A 23,121-nucleotide genomic window follows, 5' to 3' on the forward strand; every position below is an offset into this window, starting at 1 on the left:
TAAGATGTTATTAGCATACGATCGACTTGATCATACCCATGATGAAATAACCGATTCGATTACATTAGATCAGGACACTCGTAAAAAGCTCGGATAAAAGGCAAAACCGATGGTGGCGCTGAGATCGGTATTTTTATGGAACGTGGACACCCACTTTTAGTCGGTGAGGTATTAAAAACTCAATGTGGCAAGCTCGTTGAAATAAAAGGGCAAGCTGAGCCGGTGTCAACAGCCATAGCAACAGATTGGTTAACGTTTTCTAAGGTTTGTTATCACTTAGGTAACCGCCATACTGTGTTGCAGATTGGCGAGTTATGGGTCCGTTTTAAACCTGATCATGTGTTGGAAGAATTAGCGGTCAAATATGGCCTGACAATTAATAACACCCCAGCTATTTTCGAACCAGAAAACGGCGCCTATGGCAAAGGTGGTCATGGGCATTCTCATGACAGCCACGAACATGGAGAAAAACACGGACATTCTCATGGTCACTAAAGCAAAAAGCATCGATGATATTGTGGCGAAAAAAGCAGTGCCATGGATGCGATTAAACTTAATCGCTTGTTACAGCTGTGCAGTGCAAATTTACCCGTTGGTGGATTTTCATTTTCACAGGGGTTGGAATTTGCGGTAGAAAAATCATGGGTTAATAATGTCGAAAGTACCGCAAGTTGGATCGAACTCAACTTGCAAGAGTCTATTGCAAGAACCGATTTAGCCATTTTAAAACGGTTATTTTCAGCATTGTCAGACCAAGATTTTCAACGGTTTATTTACTGGAACCAACACTTAATTGCGTGTCGAGAAAGCCAAGAATTATTGTTTGCAGATGCGGCGATGGGGAAGGCATTAGTCAGACTGATTAGGCAATTGGATGGCGTAGATAGTGACATTTATCAGCCACTCTTTGCAGTTAAGGATTTAAGCTTTGTCAGTGCTTTTGCCTTATGCGCATTTCTTTTTGACATTGATTGTTTTTCGGCACAAAGCGGTTATTGCTGGACAATTATCGACAATCAAGTGGCAGCGGCAACCAAATTAGTCCCATTGGGACAAACTCAGGCCCAAAACTTACTGTTTGAATTAACTAGTCGTATTACGCCCAGTTTAACCTTAGCCAATGAATTGCAAGATGATGAAATCGGTGCAAGTCTACCGCATTTAGCGATGGCAAGTGCATGGCACGAAAGCCAATATTCAAGGTTGTTTCGCTCCTAAATATAAGCTGAACGACTGAAAAATAAAGAAAAATTTATAACGTTAAATAAGTGATTTAACGTAAGTAAAAATCATTAAATAAATTAGTAGAGTTAAAATTAATATGAAAAAACAAGTATTACGAATTGGTGTGGGTGGCCCTGTAGGGTCAGGAAAAACAGCTTTATTAAGACAATTGTGTTTTACGCTTCGCGATAAATACAATATGGCTGTGGTGACCAATGATATTTATACAAAAGAAGATGCGGAGTTTTTAACTAAAAATGACGCTTTGGCAGCCGACAGAATTATGGGAGTAGAAACCGGTGGTTGCCCGCATACCGCTATTCGTGAAGATGCTTCAATGAACTTAGCCGCGATTGATGAGTTACAAGAACGCCATCCTAACCTTGATTTTGTCTTGGTTGAAAGTGGCGGAGATAATTTAAGCGCTACATTTAGCCCTGAATTATCTGATTTAACGCTTTATGTTATTGATGTTTCAGCGGGAGATAAAATACCGCGTAAAGGTGGTCCAGGTATTACAAAGTCAGATTTACTTATTATAAACAAAATTGACGTAGCTGACTTAGTCGGGGCGTCCCTTGATGTTATGGATCGTGATACCAAACGAATGCGCGGTGATAAACCATTTATCTTCAGTAATATGAAGACAAAACAGGGACTCGATGAAATCATTAGGTTCATCGAAACCGAAGGCATGTTAAAGGTTTAACCAACATTATTACCGGTTAAGCAGATTTACTATTGTCTAGCTTGGCCCAGCAAAATTATTATTATTTTTAGAGGAAGATTATGAAATATTTAACGTTAATCATTGTACTTTTTTAAGTTTTCAATCTCAGGCCCATGACGATCATTTATTGGGTGATGGTGTGGTACACAATCTAGTCCACGCAGTATTGTTACTGCTTGTTGTTGCGGTTGTAGCAGCTGGAGTTAAATGGCATAAAGCCAAATCAAAACAACCTAAAAAATGTAAGTCAGTAGTTTACAACATAATTTGAGAACATAAGCCCCACCGTAATTGAAGCACGTAACGATTAAAAGTTACGTCACAGTTTAGGTGGGAACTTAACTCCCATTTTTACTTCTTATCCAAGTTCACCTTCGTTTCAAAAATAACGCCTTACCTTAGCCTATAGCCCAAAAAAACTTGTACTATAGGTAATGGATTTGTTACTAATATAAACTCGATGGTTAAAAGTAATGAATTAGTATTGACCCTAGTGAAGATGATTTTCATTATTAAAATAAAGCTAGTAATTGGAGTGAATCGTGATAAACAAAGGAAGTTGCCTGTGCAATAAAGTCCAATACGAAATAGACGGTGAGTTTGACGACGTTTTAAATTGTCATTGCAGTATGTGCCGTAAATTACATGCTTCTGCATTTCGTACTCGGGCAAAAATAAAGACTGAAAGCTGGACGACGATTATAGGTGAGCAGTTTATTAAGTTTTATGAGTCTTCACCCGGTGAGCACAAAGGTTTTTGCGCTGAATGTGGCTCTAGCTTGTTTACTAAATTTGATTCAAACCCTGAAATTTTGGGGTTTCCACTTGGTACGTTAGATACTGACCCAAATGTTAAACCAACGCGCCATGTATTTGTTGGTAATAAAGCGCCTTGGTATGACATTACCGATAATTTGCCGCAGTCAGAACAGTTTGAATCGTAAATATGGAGACAATAAGTTATATCCCGTAGATTAAGGTTCGATAAAATTTATAAATTGGTTAATGATGTAAGAAAACAGAAAAGTCGAAAGGGCTGTTAAACTCCCACGACAAACGAAAGGATGATCCACCAAATGAAACTAAAAATACGTTATTGCTGATGGCCTTCACTTCATCATTTGTTAGCAGTGCTGCGCAGACACCACAAGAAAGATCGTTGTCTCAAGAACTTACTCAGGCCGTTTTGGAAATAAATGCTGAAGGGCCAAAATTACTTGATACAGAAACCAGGCTAGATTCAGCTGCCACATTTAGAAACTTCATTATTTACAATAATACTATGGTTAATTACACGGCGGCACAATTAGATGTCACGTTATTAAACCCAATTATTCAAGAAGCCGTAATTAATACTTTATGCGCGAATAAAGGGTTAGAGAGTTTTATTGGTCTAGGCGTTATTATGGTTTATCGCTACCATGGTAAAAATGGTCAGTATATTACTGAGTTGTCTAAAGACATGGCGACCTGTAAATCATCGTAGCAATCAAGTCTGTTCCTAAAACTAACTGCTGTAATAAATGTCCGAAAACAGTTTTCAAAACCGGACCTAATGTCAGCTATTTACAATCTGTAAGGTATTGGTCGATATGGAAATACGAGTCGGTGGGTTAGAACATAAAGACGTTATTGCATTGTTACAAGAACACCACGGCGACATGTTAGTTCACTCGCCACCTGAAAGTGTCCATGCGTTGGATATCAGCGGATTAAAAGCAAAGGACGTAACCTTTTGGAGTTTATGGATAGACAATAAACTGGCGGGGATTGGCGCACTAAAAGAGCTCAATAAAGAACACGGTGAAATCAAGTCGATGCGCACATCGACTGATTTTTTAAGGCAAGGTATGGCTCAAAAACTATTAACTCATCTTATCCACGAAGCCAATCAACGGTCATACAAACAGTTAAGTTTAGAAACGGGCACGGCGGAAGCATTTATACCGGCTCAACAGCTTTACCTTCGATTTGGGTTTAAACAATGTCCGCCTTTTGGGCAATATATCGAAGATCCTTACAGTATGTTTATGACTAAATTTCTGTAATAAAAAGCTTTTAAAAACAACCGTGTTTGCCACTTTGGTGGACTAATTAGCTTATAAATGGCTAAGGTGATAAATACCAAGTGTCAATCGAAATGCCTTTTTCAGCGACAAATTTACCAGAAAATTGAAATTTGTCCGACGATTGATTTTTCGCTCGGTCAGTGACAAGTACATCCTAGGGTTTTGCAGTGTCTTCTCCAAGCTTACTTGCGACATTAACTGGGTCGCCAAACATATCTGCGTTATTGATATTTAGTATTTTTCCGCAGTCAATGCCTGAACAAAGTTCGATATCCCATATATCTGGGGTTTTAGCATTTTCTGCCTTCATTTTATGGTTTATTTCTTTTATACAGGCAAGCGCAGAGTCGACGTCTTCAAATTTTGAAAATGAATTGTCCGCAACAAATTTTATGACCAGCCCTTTATGTTTAGCGACTGACAAGGCTATGGCATCTTGCATACGCTTGATCATCGCAAGGTAGTAAATGATACCGTGCTGCTGCGTTACTTTTGAAAAATGAGACATGTCAGTGACTAACACGGTAGCGTCTTGACCAAACATAGCCCATAAATCTTCTTCTATATCACCGCATTCTCTGGGACTTAAATCGCCCATCGATGTGAGTAATCTATAGAGTCTCGGGTGTTCAATTATATTCATATAGATATCACTTTAATATTCCTGTAGTTAAAAGATAGCACGTCTTTTGTTGTATCAGGTGTTATCAATTGAAATTTTACAAATACCACAATGTTCATAGATCACCTATGTATAGCGAACACTGTCATCATTGGCTACTATATAAGCAAAGTGAATTTCCGTAACCATTTATTAAAAATTGAGTGTATATGCGATTACTGTTTATTGCACTGTTACTGATCTGCCTATCAGGGTGTGACCGTAATACCGACAAAAATTACCTTGCACTTGGTAATGCTGCGATGGCACAAAATAAATATGCTATTGCCGTAATCGAGTTTAAAAATGCAGTGCGTCAGTCTCCCCAAAAGGAGAACCGCGATTTTTACTCGGACAAGCTTATTTGGCGTTAGGGCAATTAACTCTGGCAGAAAAAGAGTTTAAGCGGGCATTAGATTACAACCACCCAAATGAACAAGTAGTGCCACTACTGTCGGTTTTGTATCAACGAATGGGGACGATAAATCCTTATTTTCACTGAGTAAATTTACTAAGGGATTAAAGCCTAAGCAATTAGCGCAACTGACATTTTATCAATTACAAAGTTATGTTCGGGTTGGGCAACATAACAAGGCATTTACATTAATTAATGAAATAAAGCGCCTGCCAAATTCAAATGAATATGGTCAATTAGCGTTAGCTTACGATCTTGTGCTCAGTAATAATTTACAAGGTGCAAATTTACATTTGGAGCAAGTCCTTGAAACCTACCCGAATCAGAAAGACGCCTTGTTACTTAAGGCGCAACTGCACCTAAACCTACAGGAAGTTGCACAGGGGGTCGCTGTCTATCAACAATATATCGATGTTTATCCGGACGCAGACGAAGTTAAACTGACGCTAGCACGACTTTACAGTGATTTTAATTTACCCAATCAAGCTGAGCCCATTGTAGATGACTTGCTAAATAAATATTCTAATGTCGCATTATTATTGCAACTGAAAGCAGCAGCTCGTTTAAACGATAAAGACTACTCAATTGCATATGATTATGCAGAACAAGCAATAACACTTGATACTGAAGATACATCGGCTCGCCTTATTGCGGGGATCAGTGCCTATTTCAATGGCGATAAAGAAAACGCCCATCGACACCTCAGTCTCATTGCTGGTTTTTTACCAATTGAACATCCGGCTTTACGATTGTTAGCTGACAGCCAACTTTATTTAGGGATGTCACTCGATGCGAACGATACGGCGAGCCAATTTAAAACACTGTCTGATGAGGATTCGGGCTTGCTTTCCAAAATTGGTCAAGCGCTGCTTAAGCAAGGTGAGATTAATAAAGTAAAAACAATATTGGATAAACAACCAGACAATATCGTCTCACCAAAATCGCTAACTAATGTTGGTTTACTTAAGTTGTCCCTCAGAGACGTAAGCGGTCTGCTGGATTTGGAGAATGCGGTGGCAAAGCTTGAGTTTGAAGGAAATGAACATACAGCGGAACAATTGCAACTCACTTTGGCGCAGGCATACCTTAATAATAGGCACTATGACAAAGCACTTTTGCTTGCCGATGAATGGCAAAATAACAATAAACTAAGGCAACATCAGTTTTTGCTTCGTGCCAAAATTTATCAAAAGCAAAAAAGTTTAACGAAGCTAAGCAAGCCTATCAGCGCGCATTGGACATAACACCAGATAACCCAGCAATTCAATTAGCGGTCGTCAATTCGGTACAACTTAATAGCAGAAGTGTCGCAGAATCGGCGTTAAACAAAGTGCAATCGATTATTAATCAGCACCCTGATTTTATCCCGGCGATTATCCAATATTATACGTTGAGCAAACAACTCAACCTACCTGACAAAATGGTCAATCATCTGCAAGCCAGAATTAATGACAATAAAAACCACAAACAACTTGTGATTACGCTGGCAAAAATTCAATTATTTGAAGGACAAGCTGAGAAGGCTATAAAGTTGTTTGAGCAGATAAAGTCAGATAAACCAGAGTCTTATTGGCGACATTTAGCGATGGCTTATTCAGCAAATCAACAATACGACAAAACAATGCAGCTATATGAGACATGGTATCTTGCCAGTCCAAATAACCCGCAGACAATAATTGGGCTGCTGCAGGTATTGCAAACAAAAGGGGAGCTCGAAAGCGCGTTGCAACTTAGCCAGCGGTATCTATATGAACTTGGCGGTCGTAATTTAGAGATACGATTAATGTACTTACAACTGCTTACGCAAATGCAACAATTTGAGCAAGCCGAAACATATTACGCCACGTTAACCGATAGCATAAAGAAATTACCTTTTGTGAAAGGAATAAAAGGGCAGTTGTTGTTTCATCAAGGGAAAGCATCAGAAGCATTGGAAAACATTACCTTTGCTTATGAAGCAAACCCAACTCCACAAAACGCCGGTTTTATGGTCGCAGCTCATTTTAAGGTCATATCACACAACGATAAAGTGAATGCCTTAAAGCCCTTACGCTTTTTGAAAGAACATCTTAAAAGACACCCAAAAGACATCATCAATACTTTATATTATGCGCAGTTACAAACTGGCGTAGACAATGAGGAAGCGATTCGTTATTTCCGCAAAACCCTTATTCTTCAACCAGATAATTTTGTAGCACTTAATAATATTGCCTACTTACTTTTAGAAGATAAACAGCTTGAAGAAGCCTATCAATTTGCGTTAAACGCGTTGCAGATCCGACCTAAAAACATAGACGTATTAGATACAATTGGAGAAATAGCGCTTAGATTAGACAAACTTGATGAAGCATTAGCACATTATACTGAGGCGTATAATCTAGTGCAGGGAGTTTACCAGATGATGTATTGGTGAATTACTTTGAGGTTTTGTTTAGAACTGATCAAACCAAACTCGCCCAACGCCGCATTAGCCAACACCCGTTAACCGCGCGAAAAGAACAAGTTCGTTTAGACCAATTGTTACAACAATATTTGTAGTGAAATGTGTCAGTTAACTTTACACATTTAGTTTTAGTAAAATACATCAAAAGTTAACTGATTGAATTTTAGTCAATATATTCAAGCGGACTGAAATATGCATTGTGATAAAATTTTAATACATAAAAAGTACTGAGTGCACATGGCTTCATTTTGAATACAAAGTGGCACTCGAGGAATATGGTAAAACATTGCCAAGAACCAGTATGAGTAAACTAGGTCATTAGGCCTTGATTAACGTTAATTAACATAAATTAAATGGAAGCTATTATGACAGTTACAGCTCGGCCGAAACTTTTATTGTTTGTTTTTCTCCTAATGTTTTTGTGGGTAGAAGTCGCAGAGGCACGACTATTTAGAAGCTCGGGCAGGGCTGAACGTGCCGATGTTTATTCAGAAACATTTTTTACGTCAATAACCAATATTTAAATGATGTGGGTATTTTAACGACGGCAATTAATAGCGGCCAAACTGTCGACAGTATCGCTCCGTTTGTTTCAAGGGGCGGCGGAGCAGAGGGATTAGACGCCGTTCCATCCGAATGCGTTAATGGCTTTTCGAGGTTTGATGAAGCGGATGTCTATGCAGCTATAGATAGGCTTGAAAATGATTTACAGAACAACATCATCACCCAAGCTGAATATGATACAGAACTTGCTGAACAACAAGCAATAATAGCTAATGACCCCTGTGTTTGGGAGTTTGAACAGGGAGAAGATTTATTTACGTGGGGCGCTTTTAACCTTTATTTTAATAACCCAGAAGTAAATTACGATGTGAGTTGGAATATTATAGGACAAGGAAAAACTTGGGATAACCTTGCTGGCACAATAAACACCGATCCGGCGCTCGTAGACCCGTCAGACCCGGGCGCGGCAATCGAATTTGGGTCAGTTATGTTAAACATGGCTGCACCAGTAGATTTATTGCCGGGGATTATCAAATTAACGTTGAAGTTAGTATGTCGTCAGTTGACGGTCAGTTTTTCTACGCCACAAATAAAACCGACGATGAAGTTGAAATACAAGAGTTATGTATTGATAACCCACTCCATGGGACTTGGGTAGATGACTTTAATGCGATGTCTCAAATTAGTGACAATGCAACTTATAATGCCTATAGTTAAACAATAACCCAGAACCTGACAGTGAGATTTGTGGCTATAACAGTGCGAGGGAAGTAGATGATGCAAACTATGTTTATGTAAATAACCCTTATCTTGAATATGCAAGCACTCCTACCTTCTTTTGGTCAGACTTTGAAACACTGCGTATCTTGCCATCGAGCAATCAGAACGCACCGACACCTGATCCAGTTGATGTTAATGCACCTGCATCAATTAGTTTATTTGCAATCGGGGGCTCGGGATATTATTGAGACGCCGCAGCATCAAGCGGAATAACAATAACATTTAGTCATTGTGGGTCTGGATAACATACGATTGAAAGGGCATATATTATGAATATGCCCTTTTTTGTGGAGATGGCCTATCATTTGTAACGGCCTAAAGCGATTAGCAAAAAGGCGTGTTGACAGCGCGCTCTGATTTTGGTCAAAGCTATTCTACCGTTTTATAAAACTCTCGAACCTCTTGACGTTGCTTACTAAGCTCATTTTCTAAAAACAACATCTGTTCCTTAAATTTCGGTTCGTCTTTAATACTATCTAACAATGGGTCTATGTGGGTCCACCATTCTCGCCAGCCGTTTTTATGGCAGTCTCAAGGTTGCTTAGCGCTGAATTAGGATCACCATTGAGAGCGGCTAAACGGGCTGCTAGATAATCGAGTTCAAAATACTTAATAGAAGAGTCAATTTGATCGTTTTTCAACGACTCACATTGTTGGTGAATTTTGTTAAATTGATCTATTTGACCTAATTGTTTATGAGCCTAGAGCGATCTCGATTGCCGGTGAACAATATGGCATTGAAAATTTATCGGTTTCTGAAAGACCAGCTTGTTTTTCAGTGAGCAGAGTGACTGCTTTGCTTTTATCTCCCACCATGGCGTTGTACCAACCTGCTTCGAAGGCAACCCAATAATCGTCTGGGTTTGCTGCAACTTCAAAATCCATATTTTTAAACAATTGCTGATAATTTTTTTCTATCAATAACAGCGTTGCATCGTAGATCGGATCATCTGTTAACGTTCTTATGATATCTGTTAATTTAAGTTGAAGAAGAGAGCCAATTAACTTGATTTTAAGCTCTTCATTTTCTGGAGAAAGCTTATGAGCAAGATAAGCCTCTTGAATAGAAGCACTATAATTGCCTTGACTAAAATAAATACCCGCGAGCCCTGAATGAGATGAAGGGAAGTCTGGATAATCGATTAGCAGTTGTTTATAAATGTCTTCTGCTTCTTGATATCTGCCACGTATCTCTAACTCAACACCTAAGTTATAAGTTGCACTACGAAATAGGGGTCGAGCTCGTTCGCTTTAATTAGAGCCGCAAATGACTCATCAAAACGTTGTAGTTCAGCTAAAGCACGCGACTTCCACATATATGCAATGGCTAAACTTGGGTTAAGTTCTATGGCTTTGTCAAAAGCCCCTAGCGACTTTTCAAACTCATCTCGGATCATTGCGATATACCCTACTACGGCATAAGCACGGGGCATATTGGGCTGACGCACGAGGGCTTTTTCGACATTACGCTCGGCAAGTGTTGCGGCAACATCGTTGGCCAAAACCCCATATTGTGTTGAACCATCTCCCAACAGCGCCAAAGTATCCGCCAAACTAACGTAGGCTTGGGCATATTCAGGGTCTAGCGCAATGGCTTGCTCAAAAAGCTTTCTTGCCTCTTTGAAACTTTCCGTGGTTTGCAGTCGATAGGCTTCGCGACCCTTAAGGTAGACGACGTAAGCGTCAGTGCTATTGGTCGCTGAAAGCGAACGCAATGAACCAGATTCGAGGTATTTGTCTTGTAATAAATTAACAACCGAGCGACCTATTTCTGACTGCAGATCAAATATATCTTTCATTTCTCTCAGAAAATTTTCTGTCCAAAGTGTATGACCGTTTTTAGTGTCTAGGAGTTCTACCCGAATTTTGACTCGATTGCCGACATTAACCACCGAACCTGAGAGCACGGTTTGCACATTAAGTCGTCTACCAATATCAACAGGGAAAACCCTTTATCTGTAAGAACCTGCGACGACCTTGAGGCGGCCACTCGAAATCCGTCGGTTTGCCCTAACAAACTCGTGAGTTCCTCGGCCAAACCTATGGCCAAATAAGATTGGTCTTTGTCGGCACTTTGGTCAACAAACGGCAATACAGCAATTGAATCGGCAGACACTATTTTAACTAACCCATCTGCTTCTATATCTTGGCGGTCTTTTACGACATGAAAATATTGATAACCGATGCCCAAACTAAGTGAAATTATCATGACTAATCCGACCCAACTTCCCCAACCAAGAGGCGGGGGATAACGGGCTCGCCGTCTTCGTCAAAATCAACTGTAGCAGTACGTACCCATGTTGAGTTAGTAAATTGAAAATGCCAAGAGATGTAAATAACCACTGGGAAAAGACACAACATGAAGATAAACATGAAGGCACCGACAATGACATCGATAATCATTAATTGTGAAGCAACATCGAGAAATTGAAGTAACAACCAGCAAGAACCAAGGTATGCGACGCTTGTTCTGATCACATTACGACGACGCAACTCGGTAAGGAATTTTCCCAAAAAGTACTTTTAGTCATATTAGGCCGTTATTTAGAATTTAGTAGGATTGGTATAATCCTTTATCTGCTTTTATAGCATAGTAATTTACATAAATGTATAAATCACGTGTTGTGGACAATGCTGATTTATATCTATAAAAAGGTGATTTTAGTTTCTAATCATTTGCAAAATCATTTTCAATTGCCAAGTTGTTGACTAAGCTTAGCTATGTACCAATTACCCCTAAAAGCGATTTAGATAGAAATAAATTGCTAGGTAACTTACGGGGTTAAAATTAAAAGTGAACACTATGGATAATGCACTTCAAACAATGATCAATAATATGCCTGAAAAAACAGGTAAAAGTCTCGAGCAGTGGATAGATATTTTGGCCAATGAAACATTTGAAAAACACTCAGAGGCGGTTAAATACTTAAAAACAGAACATGGAGTAACCCATGGTTTTGCTAATACGATAGTGACCTTAGCAAAAGAGAAAAATGAACCACAGGTTGATTTAGTTTTGACTCAATACCAAGGTAAAGAGTCACTCAAGCCTATGTATGACAAACTCATCACACTCGTCGAAAACTTTGGTGCTGACATTGTTATCACCCCTAAAAAAGGCAGCGTAAGTTTAATTCGAAAAAGGCAGTTTGCTTTAATAAAACCGGCGACAAAAACAAGAATAGATTTAGGCTTAAAACTAAAAGGCGCTGACGTTCAAGGAAAGTTAGAAAACTCGGGTCCATTTGGCACTATGTGTACCCATAGAATACAATTACATTGTCTAAGTGACATAGATAATGACGTTATTCAGTGGTTAACGTTAGCTTACGAGCAATCGGTCTGAACACCTATGCATAGTTTTAAATTGTCCTTAGTTAATCGCGCTACTTATATTAGGGAAAAGTCAGTTTTATGATCAGTTGTAATCACTACGATTATATCGAAATTGCTTGTATGAACCGTTACCCCATTAAGGTTGTAATGAAAACAGGCGATGTGATAAACGGAATTGCATTAGACACTGCGCTCAATAAGAAAAAGCAAGAGTGCATAAAAATACATGTAAATAATGCCGATAGGTTGGTTGTGTTAGACAACATTTCAACGCTAGAGGTGAGTGTCAAAAATCCACATTTCCAGCGGGTTTCGTTTGATTAAAGCGAGAGGAATGGGTTGGTAACTTGTACAAAATAACCAACCGCTTTTCTAACACGTATCATCAATTAATCAAAAATAGGGTGCCGAGCCCTAAAAAGGCAACAAACCCAACGATATCGGTGACGGTGGTGAGAATGACCGCGCCAGATAAAGCGGGATCTATTTTTAATTTCTCTAAAATAACCGGCACAAATACGCCAGCAAATGCCGCCGCCACAATGTTGAATAAAATCGCAATGCCAATAACAATGCCAAGTAAATGATCACCAAACCATAAAAACGAGACTAAGCCAATAATAGCGGCCCAAATTACACCGTTAAGCCCACCTACCTTTAGTTCTTTGATTAATAGTGCCTTTACGTTTGCGCTGGTGACTTGCCCTAAAGCTAACCCTCGAATAATAAGGGTAAGTGTCTGACTTCCCGCAATCCCGCCCATACTGGCCACGACAGGCATCAATACCGCTAATGCAACGACTTGTTGCAATGTTGCTTCAAACATGCCGATAAATGCACTGGCTAGAAATGCGGTAAGTAAATTTATCCCAAGCCACAATGCTCGGCCTTTGGCACTTTTTTTAACCGAAGAAAATAAATCTTCATCTTCATCCATACCCGCTGATGCCATCATACTTCGTTCGTACGACTCGTTAACAATCTCACTTGCGGTTCGCACATCTAAGCGGCCAAGTAATTTGCCAGTATCATCGAGAACTGGTAAAGATGAATAACCAGAATTTTGTACTTCTAACGACGTTTTTTGACAGTCGTCATTGGCGTTGAGTGTATTGATGGACTCTTCGGCTAAATCAACCAAAGGAATATGTTCCGGAACCCCAAACAACTTATTAAGTTTTACAGCGGCGGAAAACATTCCTGCCCGGTTAACTAAAAATAAGGTGTCGATATGCTCTCCAACTTCCCGTCGCAATAATCGATTCGAGTCTCTGATCCGGGCCGTGATTGGCAGCACTAAATAGTCTGGATTTAACCAATGCCCAGTTTGTTCTTCAGTAAACTGACTTGCTTCAAAGAAATATTGTTTCTGCAGTTTATCCATCGCCGCATAGGCACGCTCGACGAGTTGGTCTGGTAGAGACTCTGCAAGTTCGAGTAAATCTTCTGCCTCAATATCGAGAAATAAATTATCCCAATCTTCTTCATCGGTTTCATTGATGATTGTCTCGCGCGGATCGCCACGCATAGCAATTAATACATCGAGTTTTTATGTGGCTGAATATTATTCCACACATCAAGTCGTTGCTCTAAAGGCAATGATTCCAGCAATAAAGCGAGTTCATTTTCATCTTTAGCAGCAACAATTGAAGGCATAAATTCATTGTCTTCATCGTTAGAGGCTAGAATTACCTCTTCGATTAAGTCTGGTAGTTGTTCAGCCATAACGGATCATTCCTTATCGGTACGATTTCTGGGGGCTTTTGTAGGCATTGGAGAGTATGCGCAAGATCACAAAAACTGTTTTCTATTTTGTCAATTATAAAACAGGTTTAGGCATTTAAACGATAATAAAATCAATTAATTATTATTGAATGCAATATTAAGCTCAATTAGGGCTAACTGATTTCAGCTCTGGGGGATAAAACCACTAAATTGAAAACCTGTCGAATTAAAGTCGACAGGTTTTAAGCGGGTCGTTTTTAGCGTTGTAAGTTGTGGTTTTTACTTCAGCAATATTCATGATTAAATCAAACACAATGTCATGGGTGAGTTTTTCTTTGCGACCTTTGTAAGGCACGTAGGATCAAATGATGAGGCCATGTTATTGCTCCAGTAAATCATTGGCACATGGATTTGTTCTTTTGGTGCAAAAGCGTACGGTAAGCCATGTAAATAGACACCATTTTCACCAAGAGATTCACCATGATCGGATATGTATAACAAGGACGCTTCTATGTCACTTTCTGAAGTAATCAGTTTTAATTCTTCAATAGTCTTAGCGATAACAAAGTCGGTGTAAGCAATTGTATTGTTGTAGGTATTTACAACTTCTTTGTGGTTGCAGTTTTGTAAGTCGCTACGTTGGCAATCTGGTAGAAATATTTGTTTTGATTGCGGGTAACGTCGGTAATAGGTGGGACCGTGAGACCCAATCATATGCAATACAATGAAGGTATTGTTATTGTCTAGCTGACTTAATTTTGCTTTTAAGGGTTCCAATAAGATTTCGTCATAACAATATTCGCCATCACACAATTCGTGGTCTGAGTAAGTTGGGATCTTCGTCGTTTCAATTCGTGCACAAACGCCTTTACAACTGCCATTATTATTACTTATCCAAACAACATCTGCGCCGGCTTGTTGAACGATATCCAATGCATTTTGTTGAGCCGAGGCCAAACGTCGACTGTAGTTGCTTTTGTTTAGTCTGGAGAACATACAAGGAACTGAAATTGCCGTTGCGGTACCGCACGAATACATATTAGAAAACGACACAACCCCGAGTTTCTTAGTGTAAGGATTTGTCGGTGTATTATAGCCATTAAGGGCAAAGTTCTGAGCGCGAGCGGTTTCACCCAAAATTAATACAGTGACGTGTTTTTTCTTATTAACACGATTAAAGGTTGGTGTCGCGTCGAGTGTTTTAAATTTGAGAGGTGAATAAAAATAGGTGTTTTTAATAAATTTCTGAGTAGCATCGACCATTTTGTAAGGGGTGATATAACCTATTAAATCTTTGTTATTACGGCCAACTGAGGCGTAATGTGAGTAGAACAATGCCGCAATAATCGTTGCGCAAAGAAAGCTCAATGATAGCAATTTTAGTCGACTTAATAGTTCTTGGAAAAATGGTTTATACGTTATGTTTACGAGATAAATAATACCGGCGGGGAGCAGGCCAAAAATGGCAAAAAACAGCACAGCGTACAAATTTAGGTAAGACAGAGCTTCTGCGGTATCGGTTTCAAATGAGTTTTGCACCATACCGTAGTCAAACACTATGCCATATGACACCGTACCGTAAAAGATCAGTGCGGAGGTCATTGTTGTAAGAATTAAGATTGGTTTTGTTAGCCATTTAATGGCTAATGGAGCTTGAAAAAGGACAGTTAAACTTAATAAAAATAACGGAACAGAGCACAAAAAAACACATTGTAGTTTTCGACTTCAATAATAGCTTGCGATGTTTTTGTTAAAAACGGTAAGTTTAAAATTAACGCAATATAGCAGCAGGATGCAAATACTACTTGGTTCGCAGTAACGGTTGTATTCTTAAAAAACAAAATTACTTTGTTCAATTTTTTATTCCCTATAATGCATAATTAGAGTGTTTTAACAACAATTACGAACAGCAACGTTATATTAAAGCGGGCATACCATAAAAAGCTTTTGCTATATGTCTACCGATTTATGACAAAGAAGGGGACTTTCAGTATATGTTAAGCATTTCTTAAGCGTTTATTAAGAAAGTGCTGCATATCAAAGTGCTTGATGTGAATTTAGCTAACAAACAGGTGCAAAACGGACGTATTTAAGTTGATACTCAGCGGTAAGTTAACCAATCAGTCTGTTGTTTTTTATTGTGGCATTATCGATCTTTTAATGGGATATCCAATCGGTGTGAGCCTTTTTGAGTAGCATCCTCTTTTGATTGACCTTTAACATTGTCACCGTTTTCCGTCGTAATATCGGTACCTTCTATTGCGGCGGCGTCTGTTTCGTATTTAAGAACTTTTTCTTCAAGGTCAACAATTTTGGTATTTTGAGCGACGACTCGGTCAACTAATCCAGAGATGATTTTGCTTTTTATGCCTTCTCTTACTTTTATCGGCAATTTGTCGAAAAGCTCTTTGGTGATCCGCAACGCAATAATTTCGGTAAGTGTTTTTACTGTTGCACTTCGTGGTTCGTTACAAATGAAGCCAACTTCACCGATAAAATGACTATAGGCCAACATTCGCTACGTGCTTTTTATTTATCGTAACCGATACGTCGCCACTTAATAAGATGTAGAAACTCGAGTCGTGTTCGCCACGACGAATGAATATTTCGTTTTGTTCTATCATCACCACAAGGTTAGGCAAATTGGCAATTTCGTTACGTTCACGAGGGCTGAGGGCTTTAAATAAATCGACCCGATTTAGAAATTCAACCAACTTTAATTTTGATACGTTATTAATTCTTTTCACAAAATAATTCCTATTTGGGCGTAAGCAACCATACTTAATATTCCTTGTTGAACCTTGTATCATTAAAGCTTTGGGTCAATATGACGATAAAATACTACAGCATGACGAGAGTTGAATCCATTAAATGAATACTGTGTTATTAAAATTAGAGCTTAAAGATAAGCTTAAGATGCTCAAAAACATCCTGCTGGCAACATTCTGTTGTTTTGTCTCGGTTGGTTACTCCGCTGAGCAGCAAATCTTATATTCTAATTGGTCTGCAGGTATCAATCTGGCGCACTACCAAGCGAACACTCTAGAAGCAGTGGACTTGTCATTTGAATATGCTCCATGGCAAACAAATGGCATGACCGGTTCGTTCTCATTTGAATATCTCGATGCATTAGAAGTTCCTACTATTACCGGTATTGAGGAGACCAATTTTGGCTTTGTAAAAATTGGAATGGGATACCAATGGTATTTGTCTAATTGGCAAATTGTACCTCAAATTAATCTACTCGTGGCGACTAAAACATTACCGGAATTACCAGCTGCGGCAACCGATAGTTACCCCGACAGCGGTGACGTAATGGGTCAGATAAGTATCGCCACTTATTATGAAATCAATGATAGATGGCGGTTTACGTTCTCACTAAAACGAATTATTGATAACACTTCAGTGTTTGATGGTGAGCAAATTTCGTTGGGCATAAACTACCGTTTAGGCAAAGTTGTTCGTTCGTTACCCGCTAGATATTCAAGTGACAGTCGCGTGACCCGAGAAGCCGATAGTGGAAGCCAACAATCTAATCTAGACAATTCAACTGCAGCTATAGCCGAGGTATCTCCAACAGCGTTCCAAAATCGAGTATTAACTGGAATAAATGCCCAACAAAAACAGCACCGGGTGGAGCGTGAACAACATAAAAACGAACTAAAACCGCATGCGGTGTTAAGTGCGGCATCACCTGTAATGAATTCCCAACAAGAATTTCAAGAATCAGATAGCAAAGGTGAAAAAGTTACTGATAAAAACATGCGCTATTCGGTTCAAATTGGCAGTTTTAAAAATGTAGAATCGATAGGTTTATTTGTCAAAGCACAAAAATTAGATATATCGAGTTTATATACGGGAACCTATGGCAAATATTATAGACTGCTATATGGTGAATATAACAACCGAAAAGTTGCCCAAATCGTCTCAGAACAACTTTTGTTAGATGGGATTGATAATTGGGTGGTCAAACTTGATTTCAATAAAATTGATAGCTATAGAAAATAACCAGCAATTAAAGTGTGAGTGTGAATGCCACTTTTAGTTTTTCAGTTCAAATTTTCAGTGCACTATATGTTTGTAACCCGCACCGCTAGGAATCGTTAGATGGCATTTGATAGTAAATTATTAGACGGCATGGTCATATTTGTCGAAGTTGTTGATGTTGGTAGTTTTACATTAGCCGCTCAACGCAGTGGTCACTCAACTTCTTACATTAGTAAAGAAATAAACAAACTAGAAAACAGACTGGGCGTACGATTACTGCAACGTACGACAAGAACGATTAGGTTGACCTACGAAGGTGAAATTTATTACCAACAAGCTCGTCATATAATCGATAGCGCACAACAGGCTGTCCACGACCTAAGTGGCCGACAAGCAGAGCCGCAAGGTGAACTAAAAATTAGCTGCCCGGTGAGTTTTGGTCTATCTCGCATTCGCCCCATAATTGCCAAGTTTATGGCGAAGTACCCTCAAATTACCATTAATGTTGATTTGAGCGATAAAAAAGTGGATGTGGTTGCAGATGGTTTTGATGTGGTTATTCGAGCGACCAGTCAACTTCAAGATTCTAGTTTAGTTTGTCGTAAATTTATGACAGCCAAAGCGTTAACTCTAGCTGCACCAAGTTATATAAAAGAATACGGTATGCCGACCACACCGCAAGATTTGGCTGAACACAAGGTATTAACCTATAGCTATTTGAAACATCCACAGATATGGAGTTACTTTGACAGTGAAGGGCGCGAGCAACTGGTGCATCTAAAAACGTCAGTTACCTCAAGTAGCCCTGAATTGCTGCTCGAGCTTTGTGTTGCGGGGCAGGGGATTATTAGGCTTCCAACATTTAATCTTACTGACGAGTTAGACAATGGCACGCTGGTACCAATGTTAAATGACTACGGAATGCCCGATATCGGGGTCTACCTTATTTATGCCAGTCGGCAACATTTACCTGCAAAAATTAGAGTGTTCATTGACTTTATTTTAGAGGAGCTCGGCAACAGTTAATGATCCGCAATGGAAATAGCTACAGGTGCCGAGTTATTGAGTAAAGTAACACTCATTAGGTGTTACTTTACGACACAAAGTAAATCGTGTGGATTATAAATAACTGCAGCAGTAGTCTGCTGTTTTAGTCACTTTAAGTTTAAATGATGCATTTGCCGGAACGTAAAAGCTATCAGGAGCAACAATTGTTTGCCATTCTGAATCAGGTAATAGCACAGTGAGTTCACCGGCATTAATTTCCATTAACTCTTTAGCTGCTGTATTAAATTCATAATCGCTATAGGCAACATGACACCAAGTGTTTTTGTTGAGCCGTCTTCAAAAGTTACCGTGCGGCTTGTCACTTTGCCATCAAAATAGATATTGGCGTTTACATCGATAGCCACGTTTTTAAATTGAGTCATGTTTAGATCCTATAATTGTTAAAAGTAATTTGAAAACTGAGTCGAGTTTAAGCTCCATGAGTTGTGCTTTTGGATTTAAACTGTGGAACACAAAATAAGGTTCCTGAATGAAGAAGATTATAAACGTTTTGTTCTTGCTTGATTAACCTTTATTAAGTTGAATTTGCAATAGCTAATAATGAAGTGGCAAATGTCAGCGGCGTCAATGACTAAATATATACAATGTTTTTAACCACCGGCATCCTTCAAATACGCGACCAAACGAGGGTATTAATCAAAGCGCTTGGTGACCAAAACGCGTCAATTAGGTATTGGCATCTAAATTGCTTTAATCAAAGCCATAAACCCAGTTTACTGATGTGCGGAATAGACTATGTATTATCGACAAACACAGCTAAAAACACTTTTTAGATTGACCAGCTTATTGCTGATATGGCTTCTGGCTGCGTGTTCGTCGGTGTCTGACCCATTATTAGCTGGCGTAAAACAAGTGGATGAAAAACCAAAAAGTTATCAGCCACAAAGTTCAGAAGGGTCATTGCATTTCCATGTAGAACGCCTTGCCCGTCAATTGTTCGACACTGCTAATGGCTTTGACGTATCGCGTCCTATGGTGGTTGGCACGTTTTTACCCGCGGAACGTTACGATAATAAAAACAATGCAGCGCTAGTGCCATATGGCATTCAAATCCAAGAAAGTTTTGCGACGTTTGCAACCCAAGCCGGTTTAAAGGTCATTGAGTTTAAAACCTTACCAGCGGTTAAAATAACCAATAATGCCGATATTATGATGTCGAGAGACGTTAATGATTTAGATTCTCGGGTCAGTGCCGATTACATGTTAACGGGCAGTTATACCCAGCAACAAAACAGTTTAGTCGTTAATGTTCGATTAATTCGTGTCTTTGATAAGACAATAGTTGCCGCAGCAACCGATTATTTGCCGCTAAATAGTATGTGGAGCCACAACAAAGTACAGATAAAAGACAGCCGTTTGTACCGTGGCGAGTATTAGGAGTTTAAAATGAAAAAGTATATTTAAGCGTAATAACCACGTTAATGCTATCTGGTTGCGCAACAATGGAAAGTTGGTCTTTGTTTGAAGAACCTGCCCCTCAAGAAGAAGTGGTTGAAGACCAACTCAAAGTTGCGGCAGAACAAACGCCTCAGGCTGAGTATATTGCCGCAAATCCAGACGATACAACGGCGGAAGCGAGCGTTAAGTTTCAGCAAAACTATCGCGATAAATTATTAAATAAAGTTGGCACCATGCACAGTCGTAAACCGACGAAGAGCATGGACATGAAAAACATCAATTATTATGTACGTGGTTTGATGCATGATCTTGTGGGGAACTTGCAATATGTAAATGCATCCACGCCAATTGCCGTTACCTCTTTTGTCTTTTTAGACAGCGACTACGAAAAAGCAGATTTAATTGGTAAGCAATTATCGGAAAGCTTTATCCACGAAGTCCATAAATTTGGCATTCCAGTATTAGATTATAAAACGACGGATTATATTCGCGTGTCACCGGATGGTGACTTTATATTGAGCAAAGATTACCTCGATCTATCTGGTGAATTGCCAATTAAATACGCGTTAACTGGCACGTTAGTCAAACACCTTGCAGGTTACATGGTTAATGCTCGGGTCATTGGATTGCAATCGAAAGCCGTTGTTGCGTCAGCGCAGGGCTTTTGCCTAGCAATGTTATTAACTCATTAATATCGAGCAATCTAAACGACGGTATTCCAGTGACAGCTGGCGAATAGGTCGGAGGCCATTATGATAAGAAATTTCTTAACTTTATTTCTATCTAGTACGCTGCTGGTGGGACTTACTGGTTGTGCATCGGGTGAGTTTTTTCCGGATGCTAAAACATCGGATAACCAAAAAGCTAAACAGGCCAATAAACCGCATGCCGATACCTTATGTGTGTCAAAAACGGGTCGATTAGTTGACTGCCAACAACTGGTTGCCCATTTGCAAAATGAACCGGGTTTACAAAACGCTCAGGGTGATCCATACCAAGAAGATACAAGAGCAATTCATTACTCACATCCGTTAGAAGCCAGTAATAATACGGTACTCGTGGGTGAATACATTGAGCAAATGGCCACTGAAATTTTACGTAATTTAACTATCCCTATGGACGATGCGGTCGTCGGCGTAACGTCATTTGTTGAATTCTCTGAAGATCTGTCGACCGTCAATCATTTTGGCAATATGTTGGCAGAAAATTTCATTTATGAACTGCAGCAAAACGGCATTCCGGTTATTGATTATAAAGTCACAGGGGCGTGCGCGTGATTTCTACTGGGGATTTTGTCTTTTCGAGAAATTCAGACGAACTGCTGCTCGACGGAACAATGACCTATGTATTAACCGGCACTATGGCATACAACAAACGAGGATTAATCATTAACGCAAGAATGGTTAACTTCGAAAACAAACGAGTCGTATCGACAAGTAAAAAGCTTATCCCATATTTTGTTTTAGATTCAATCATACCGAGTTCTGATAAACACGCTGTGATTGGCGATTAGTAAAACAACTGGAGCGTAATTTTGATGAATATCCGTCCGTTAATTCAAATCAGTATCTTGCTGGCATTATCCGGTTGTGCAACTGTTGATGGCTGGTTCGCCCCTGAAATTAAACCTGATGATCAACAACAGGCTTTGGTAAATAAAAGTGGTGACGCAGAATTACAAATTGATCCAAATGCTAAAGCCAACGACAAAGCCTTGATGGGTGACGCATTGCAGCAGCCTGAAACGTTTCTGCTCGCTGAACACGACAACGTTAAAAAATTAAAAGCTAATGACAGTACTATAGTGGGTAATCCAGATCGGCAAAGTACCAATTTGGTAGGTAATCAAGATCCCATAGGCAACACAAAACCCTATGGTGGTCAGTAACCCGTCAAGCCGTCAGTTGGCAAATACCCCTTTGACCAAACGTTCTGCAAATCGAGAAAAGCGCGTTCCCCAGCAAGAGTTTTCGGTAATGAGCCAGCAACGTCAACTGCAAACCAGCGTTGAAAACGACTACGCTGTTTTTCAGTCATTTAATCATCAGTTTATTAAAAATAACTCGGCTAAAAATCAGTATAAATCGTTAGATAAAACCGTGAGCCATTTTGTTATGGATCTGATTTCAAATTTGTCGTCTGAGCATTATGGTGCACCTTTGGTTGTCAGACCGATGAAACTCAAAGTCACCGATGTCGCAAACCCTGAAGGCGGTAAAGAGCTAATAACGTCGATGATTGCAGCCCAGATGAAAGACTATGGTTTTAATGTCTATGATGGCCGCAAGCCAAAAGGTAAATTTACTGGCGATGAAGTTATTTTAGAAACCATTGTTGATAGTTACGGAGACCAATTTGTGCTTTACGGGACATTAACTTTGTTGAAATCAAATACTGTGGCCGGAACGCACAACACTTTTATTTCGGATTTTTTCTTTCGCAATATTAAAGACGGTGTGGAAGTCTACACAGACAGTTCTAACTCAGAATAACGTTTCTTTTATAAAGCTATTAAAGTGGGTGTGTTAGCACCCACTTATCATTAATCCTCTATATTATTTGCTTTTTTATGGCCTAGTTGGTTTTCAGCCCGGCTCAGTGCTAGTTACATCCCCCACCTGAATATAACCGCAACTAATTACCGCATTAAGGACCTCTGTCACTGAACTAAGACGTGAAAGAACTGCGCAGAAAAATCATTACCACCTAACATAAATACGCGAAGTGTTAACTCTAAGGTTATCTGTCTGTCGATGAGTGAGACTTAATCTTTGGTCTATT

The 23,121-nt window shown here is 39.4% G+C and carries 27 protein-coding genes and 5 pseudogenes; 20 read left to right on the forward strand and 12 right to left on the reverse strand.

Annotated elements, in window-relative coordinates; all coding sequences use genetic code 11:
- Positions 1-4: 4 nt before the first annotated feature.
- From ureE to PN838_RS23220, 6 genes and pseudogenes are all read left to right on the forward strand, one after another.
- Positions 5-495 (forward strand): annotated as a pseudogene (ureE, locus tag PN838_RS23195) (urease accessory protein UreE).
- Between the two features lie 42 nt (positions 496-537).
- The gene (locus PN838_RS23200; RefSeq protein WP_272182155.1) at positions 538-1,218 is read left to right on the forward strand and encodes an urease accessory protein UreF; all 681 of its coding nucleotides are present in this window, start codon (positions 538-540) and stop codon (positions 1,216-1,218) included.
- 103 nt (positions 1,219-1,321) lie between these two features.
- A complete protein-coding gene (gene ureG, locus PN838_RS23205; RefSeq protein ID WP_272182156.1) occupies positions 1,322-1,933 on the forward strand; it encodes an urease accessory protein UreG in 612 nt (203 codons plus the stop codon).
- Positions 1,934-2,496: 563 nt separating this feature from the next.
- Positions 2,497-2,898: a GFA family protein gene (locus tag PN838_RS23210; protein WP_272182157.1), complete on the forward strand. Its 402-nt coding sequence runs from the start codon at positions 2,497-2,499 to the stop codon at positions 2,896-2,898.
- A 215-nt stretch (positions 2,899-3,113) separates the two neighbouring features.
- Positions 3,114-3,440 carry a hypothetical protein gene (locus PN838_RS23215; protein ID WP_272182158.1) on the forward strand — a complete coding sequence of 109 codons (327 nt, stop codon included), beginning with the start codon at positions 3,114-3,116 and terminating at the stop codon, positions 3,438-3,440.
- Between the two features lie 106 nt (positions 3,441-3,546).
- Positions 3,547-4,002: a GNAT family N-acetyltransferase gene (locus tag PN838_RS23220; RefSeq protein ID WP_272182159.1), complete on the forward strand. Its 456-nt coding sequence runs from the start codon at positions 3,547-3,549 to the stop codon at positions 4,000-4,002.
- A gap of 175 nt (positions 4,003-4,177) precedes the next feature.
- Here the strand turns inward: PN838_RS23220 and PN838_RS23225 are convergent, their stop codons facing one another.
- Positions 4,178-4,666, reverse strand: coding sequence for an adenylate/guanylate cyclase domain-containing protein (locus PN838_RS23225; protein WP_272182160.1), 489 nt, complete (start codon positions 4,664-4,666; stop codon positions 4,178-4,180).
- A gap of 188 nt (positions 4,667-4,854) precedes the next feature.
- On the opposite strand from PN838_RS23225, the gene PN838_RS23230 reads away from it, so the two are divergent.
- The 5 genes from PN838_RS23230 (at position 4,855) to PN838_RS23250 (ending at position 8,704) form a co-directional block, all read left to right on the forward strand.
- Complete coding sequence (locus tag PN838_RS23230) at positions 4,855-5,058, forward strand: hypothetical protein (RefSeq protein ID WP_272182161.1); 204 nt, start codon at positions 4,855-4,857, stop codon at positions 5,056-5,058.
- Positions 5,049-5,186 (forward strand): hypothetical protein, encoded by a 138-nt coding sequence (locus PN838_RS23235; RefSeq protein ID WP_272182162.1) that lies wholly within the window; start codon positions 5,049-5,051, stop codon positions 5,184-5,186. Before PN838_RS23230 ends, PN838_RS23235 begins: the two co-directional genes overlap by 10 nt.
- Before the next feature lie 206 nt (positions 5,187-5,392).
- A complete protein-coding gene (locus tag PN838_RS23240) occupies positions 5,393-6,343 on the forward strand; it encodes a tetratricopeptide repeat protein (protein WP_272182163.1) in 951 nt (316 codons plus the stop codon).
- Complete coding sequence (locus PN838_RS23245) at positions 6,334-7,512, forward strand: tetratricopeptide repeat protein (protein ID WP_272182164.1); 1,179 nt, start codon at positions 6,334-6,336, stop codon at positions 7,510-7,512. The genes PN838_RS23240 and PN838_RS23245 overlap by 10 nt, the downstream gene beginning before the upstream one ends.
- 559 nt (positions 7,513-8,071) lie before the next feature.
- Positions 8,072-8,704 (forward strand): hypothetical protein, encoded by a 633-nt coding sequence (locus PN838_RS23250; RefSeq protein ID WP_272182165.1) that lies wholly within the window; start codon positions 8,072-8,074, stop codon positions 8,702-8,704.
- Between the two features lie 610 nt (positions 8,705-9,314).
- Here the strand turns inward: PN838_RS23250 and PN838_RS23255 are convergent.
- The 6 genes and pseudogenes from PN838_RS23255 to PN838_RS23280 form a co-directional block, all read right to left on the reverse strand.
- Positions 9,315-9,467, reverse strand: a complete 153-nt coding sequence (locus PN838_RS23255; RefSeq protein WP_272182166.1) for a hypothetical protein — start codon at positions 9,465-9,467, stop codon at positions 9,315-9,317.
- Positions 9,468-9,519: 52 nt separating this feature from the next.
- Positions 9,520-9,747 carry a hypothetical protein gene (locus PN838_RS23260; protein ID WP_272182167.1) on the reverse strand — a complete coding sequence of 76 codons (228 nt, stop codon included), beginning with the start codon at positions 9,745-9,747 and terminating at the stop codon, positions 9,520-9,522.
- Between the two features lie 117 nt (positions 9,748-9,864).
- Positions 9,865-10,017: pseudogene (locus tag PN838_RS23265) on the reverse strand (tetratricopeptide repeat protein); the annotation flags it as partial.
- A 14-nt stretch (positions 10,018-10,031) separates the two neighbouring features.
- Entirely contained in the window at positions 10,032-10,625 is a 594-nt protein-coding gene (locus PN838_RS23270; RefSeq protein WP_272182168.1) for a tetratricopeptide repeat protein, read from the reverse strand.
- Between the two features lie 56 nt (positions 10,626-10,681).
- Positions 10,682-11,035 (reverse strand): hypothetical protein, encoded by a 354-nt coding sequence (locus PN838_RS23275; RefSeq protein WP_272182169.1) that lies wholly within the window; start codon positions 11,033-11,035, stop codon positions 10,682-10,684.
- Positions 11,036-11,037: 2 nt separating this feature from the next.
- Positions 11,038-11,304, reverse strand: coding sequence for a hypothetical protein (locus PN838_RS23280; protein WP_272182170.1), 267 nt, complete (start codon positions 11,302-11,304; stop codon positions 11,038-11,040).
- A 325-nt stretch (positions 11,305-11,629) separates the two neighbouring features.
- Here PN838_RS23280 and PN838_RS23285 point away from each other — a divergent pair, with 325 nt between their 5' ends.
- Positions 11,630-12,172, forward strand: coding sequence for a DUF4287 domain-containing protein (locus PN838_RS23285; RefSeq protein ID WP_272182171.1), 543 nt, complete (start codon positions 11,630-11,632; stop codon positions 12,170-12,172).
- Positions 12,173-12,240: 68 nt separating this feature from the next.
- Entirely contained in the window at positions 12,241-12,486 is a 246-nt protein-coding gene (locus PN838_RS23290; RefSeq protein WP_215964336.1) for a Rho-binding antiterminator, read from the forward strand.
- Positions 12,487-12,547: 61 nt separating this feature from the next.
- Here PN838_RS23290 and PN838_RS23295 read toward each other — a convergent pair.
- The 4 genes and pseudogenes from PN838_RS23295 to PN838_RS23310 form a co-directional block, all read right to left on the reverse strand.
- Positions 12,548-13,887, reverse strand: a pseudogene (locus tag PN838_RS23295) (magnesium transporter).
- Between the two features lie 300 nt (positions 13,888-14,187).
- Complete coding sequence (locus PN838_RS23300) at positions 14,188-15,588, reverse strand: phosphoethanolamine transferase (RefSeq protein WP_272182172.1); 1,401 nt, start codon at positions 15,586-15,588, stop codon at positions 14,188-14,190.
- A 445-nt stretch (positions 15,589-16,033) separates the two neighbouring features.
- Positions 16,034-16,402 (reverse strand): cyclic nucleotide-binding domain-containing protein, encoded by a 369-nt coding sequence (locus PN838_RS23305; protein WP_272182173.1) that lies wholly within the window; start codon positions 16,400-16,402, stop codon positions 16,034-16,036.
- A complete protein-coding gene (locus tag PN838_RS23310; RefSeq protein ID WP_272182174.1) occupies positions 16,389-16,634 on the reverse strand; it encodes a cyclic nucleotide-binding domain-containing protein in 246 nt (81 codons plus the stop codon). The genes PN838_RS23305 and PN838_RS23310 overlap by 14 nt, the downstream gene beginning before the upstream one ends.
- 133 nt (positions 16,635-16,767) lie before the next feature.
- Here PN838_RS23310 and PN838_RS23315 point away from each other — a divergent pair, with 133 nt between their 5' ends.
- Together PN838_RS23315 and PN838_RS23320 are read left to right on the forward strand one after the other, a co-directional pair.
- The gene (locus PN838_RS23315; protein ID WP_272182175.1) at positions 16,768-17,895 is read left to right on the forward strand and encodes an SPOR domain-containing protein; all 1,128 of its coding nucleotides are present in this window, start codon (positions 16,768-16,770) and stop codon (positions 17,893-17,895) included.
- 99 nt (positions 17,896-17,994) lie between these two features.
- Positions 17,995-18,900 carry a LysR family transcriptional regulator gene (locus tag PN838_RS23320; RefSeq protein WP_215964341.1) on the forward strand — a complete coding sequence of 302 codons (906 nt, stop codon included), beginning with the start codon at positions 17,995-17,997 and terminating at the stop codon, positions 18,898-18,900.
- Between the two features lie 93 nt (positions 18,901-18,993).
- Here the strand turns inward: PN838_RS23320 and ppnP are convergent.
- Positions 18,994-19,304, reverse strand: a pseudogene (ppnP, locus tag PN838_RS23325) (pyrimidine/purine nucleoside phosphorylase).
- Positions 19,305-19,677: 373 nt separating this feature from the next.
- Between ppnP and PN838_RS23330 the strand changes: the two are divergent.
- From PN838_RS23330 to PN838_RS23355, 5 genes and pseudogenes are all read left to right on the forward strand, one after another.
- Positions 19,678-20,319, forward strand: a complete 642-nt coding sequence (locus PN838_RS23330; RefSeq protein WP_272182176.1) for a FlgO family outer membrane protein — start codon at positions 19,678-19,680, stop codon at positions 20,317-20,319.
- A 44-nt stretch (positions 20,320-20,363) separates the two neighbouring features.
- On the forward strand, positions 20,364-21,032 hold the full coding sequence (locus PN838_RS23335; RefSeq protein WP_334313436.1) for a FlgO family outer membrane protein: 669 nt from the start codon (positions 20,364-20,366) through the stop codon (positions 21,030-21,032).
- A 423-nt stretch (positions 21,033-21,455) separates the two neighbouring features.
- Positions 21,456-21,853: pseudogene (locus PN838_RS26725) on the forward strand (FlgO family outer membrane protein).
- Positions 21,854-21,874: 21 nt separating this feature from the next.
- Positions 21,875-22,228: a hypothetical protein gene (locus tag PN838_RS23350; protein ID WP_272182179.1), complete on the forward strand. Its 354-nt coding sequence runs from the start codon at positions 21,875-21,877 to the stop codon at positions 22,226-22,228.
- Entirely contained in the window at positions 22,215-22,832 is a 618-nt protein-coding gene (locus tag PN838_RS23355; RefSeq protein WP_272182180.1) for a hypothetical protein, read from the forward strand. Before PN838_RS23350 ends, PN838_RS23355 begins: the two co-directional genes overlap by 14 nt.
- Positions 22,833-23,121: the final 289 nt, after the last annotated feature.

The organism is Psychrosphaera algicola (assembly GCF_028401425.1).
GTDB lineage: Bacteria > Pseudomonadota > Gammaproteobacteria > Enterobacterales > Alteromonadaceae > Psychrosphaera > Psychrosphaera algicola.

Excerpts from the sequence above, each read along its gene's own strand:
- PN838_RS23200 (WP_272182155.1), top strand. The coding sequence starts at position 538 with ATGGATGCGATTAAACTTAATCGCTTGTTACAGCTGTGCAGTGCAAAT.
- ureG (WP_272182156.1), top strand. The coding sequence starts at position 1,322 with ATGAAAAAACAAGTATTACGAATTGGTGTGGGTGGCCCTGTAGGGTCA.
- PN838_RS23220 (WP_272182159.1), top strand. The coding sequence starts at position 3,547 with ATGGAAATACGAGTCGGTGGGTTAGAACATAAAGACGTTATTGCATTG.
- PN838_RS23225 (WP_272182160.1), bottom strand. The coding sequence starts at position 4,666 with ATGAATATAATTGAACACCCGAGACTCTATAGATTACTCACATCGATG.
- PN838_RS23230 (WP_272182161.1), top strand. The coding sequence starts at position 4,855 with ATGCGATTACTGTTTATTGCACTGTTACTGATCTGCCTATCAGGGTGT.
- PN838_RS23270 (WP_272182168.1), bottom strand. The coding sequence starts at position 10,625 with ATGAAAGATATATTTGATCTGCAGTCAGAAATAGGTCGCTCGGTTGTT.
- PN838_RS23275 (WP_272182169.1), bottom strand. The coding sequence starts at position 11,035 with ATGATAATTTCACTTAGTTTGGGCATCGGTTATCAATATTTTCATGTC.
- PN838_RS23285 (WP_272182171.1), top strand. The coding sequence starts at position 11,630 with ATGGATAATGCACTTCAAACAATGATCAATAATATGCCTGAAAAAACA.
- PN838_RS23290 (WP_215964336.1), top strand. The coding sequence starts at position 12,241 with ATGATCAGTTGTAATCACTACGATTATATCGAAATTGCTTGTATGAAC.
- PN838_RS23305 (WP_272182173.1), bottom strand. The coding sequence starts at position 16,402 with ATGTTGGCCTATAGTCATTTTATCGGTGAAGTTGGCTTCATTTGTAAC.
- PN838_RS23320 (WP_215964341.1), top strand. The coding sequence starts at position 17,995 with ATGGCATTTGATAGTAAATTATTAGACGGCATGGTCATATTTGTCGAA.
- PN838_RS23330 (WP_272182176.1), top strand. The coding sequence starts at position 19,678 with ATGTATTATCGACAAACACAGCTAAAAACACTTTTTAGATTGACCAGC.
- PN838_RS23335 (WP_334313436.1), top strand. The coding sequence starts at position 20,364 with ATGCTATCTGGTTGCGCAACAATGGAAAGTTGGTCTTTGTTTGAAGAA.
- PN838_RS23355 (WP_272182180.1), top strand. The coding sequence starts at position 22,215 with ATGGTGGTCAGTAACCCGTCAAGCCGTCAGTTGGCAAATACCCCTTTG.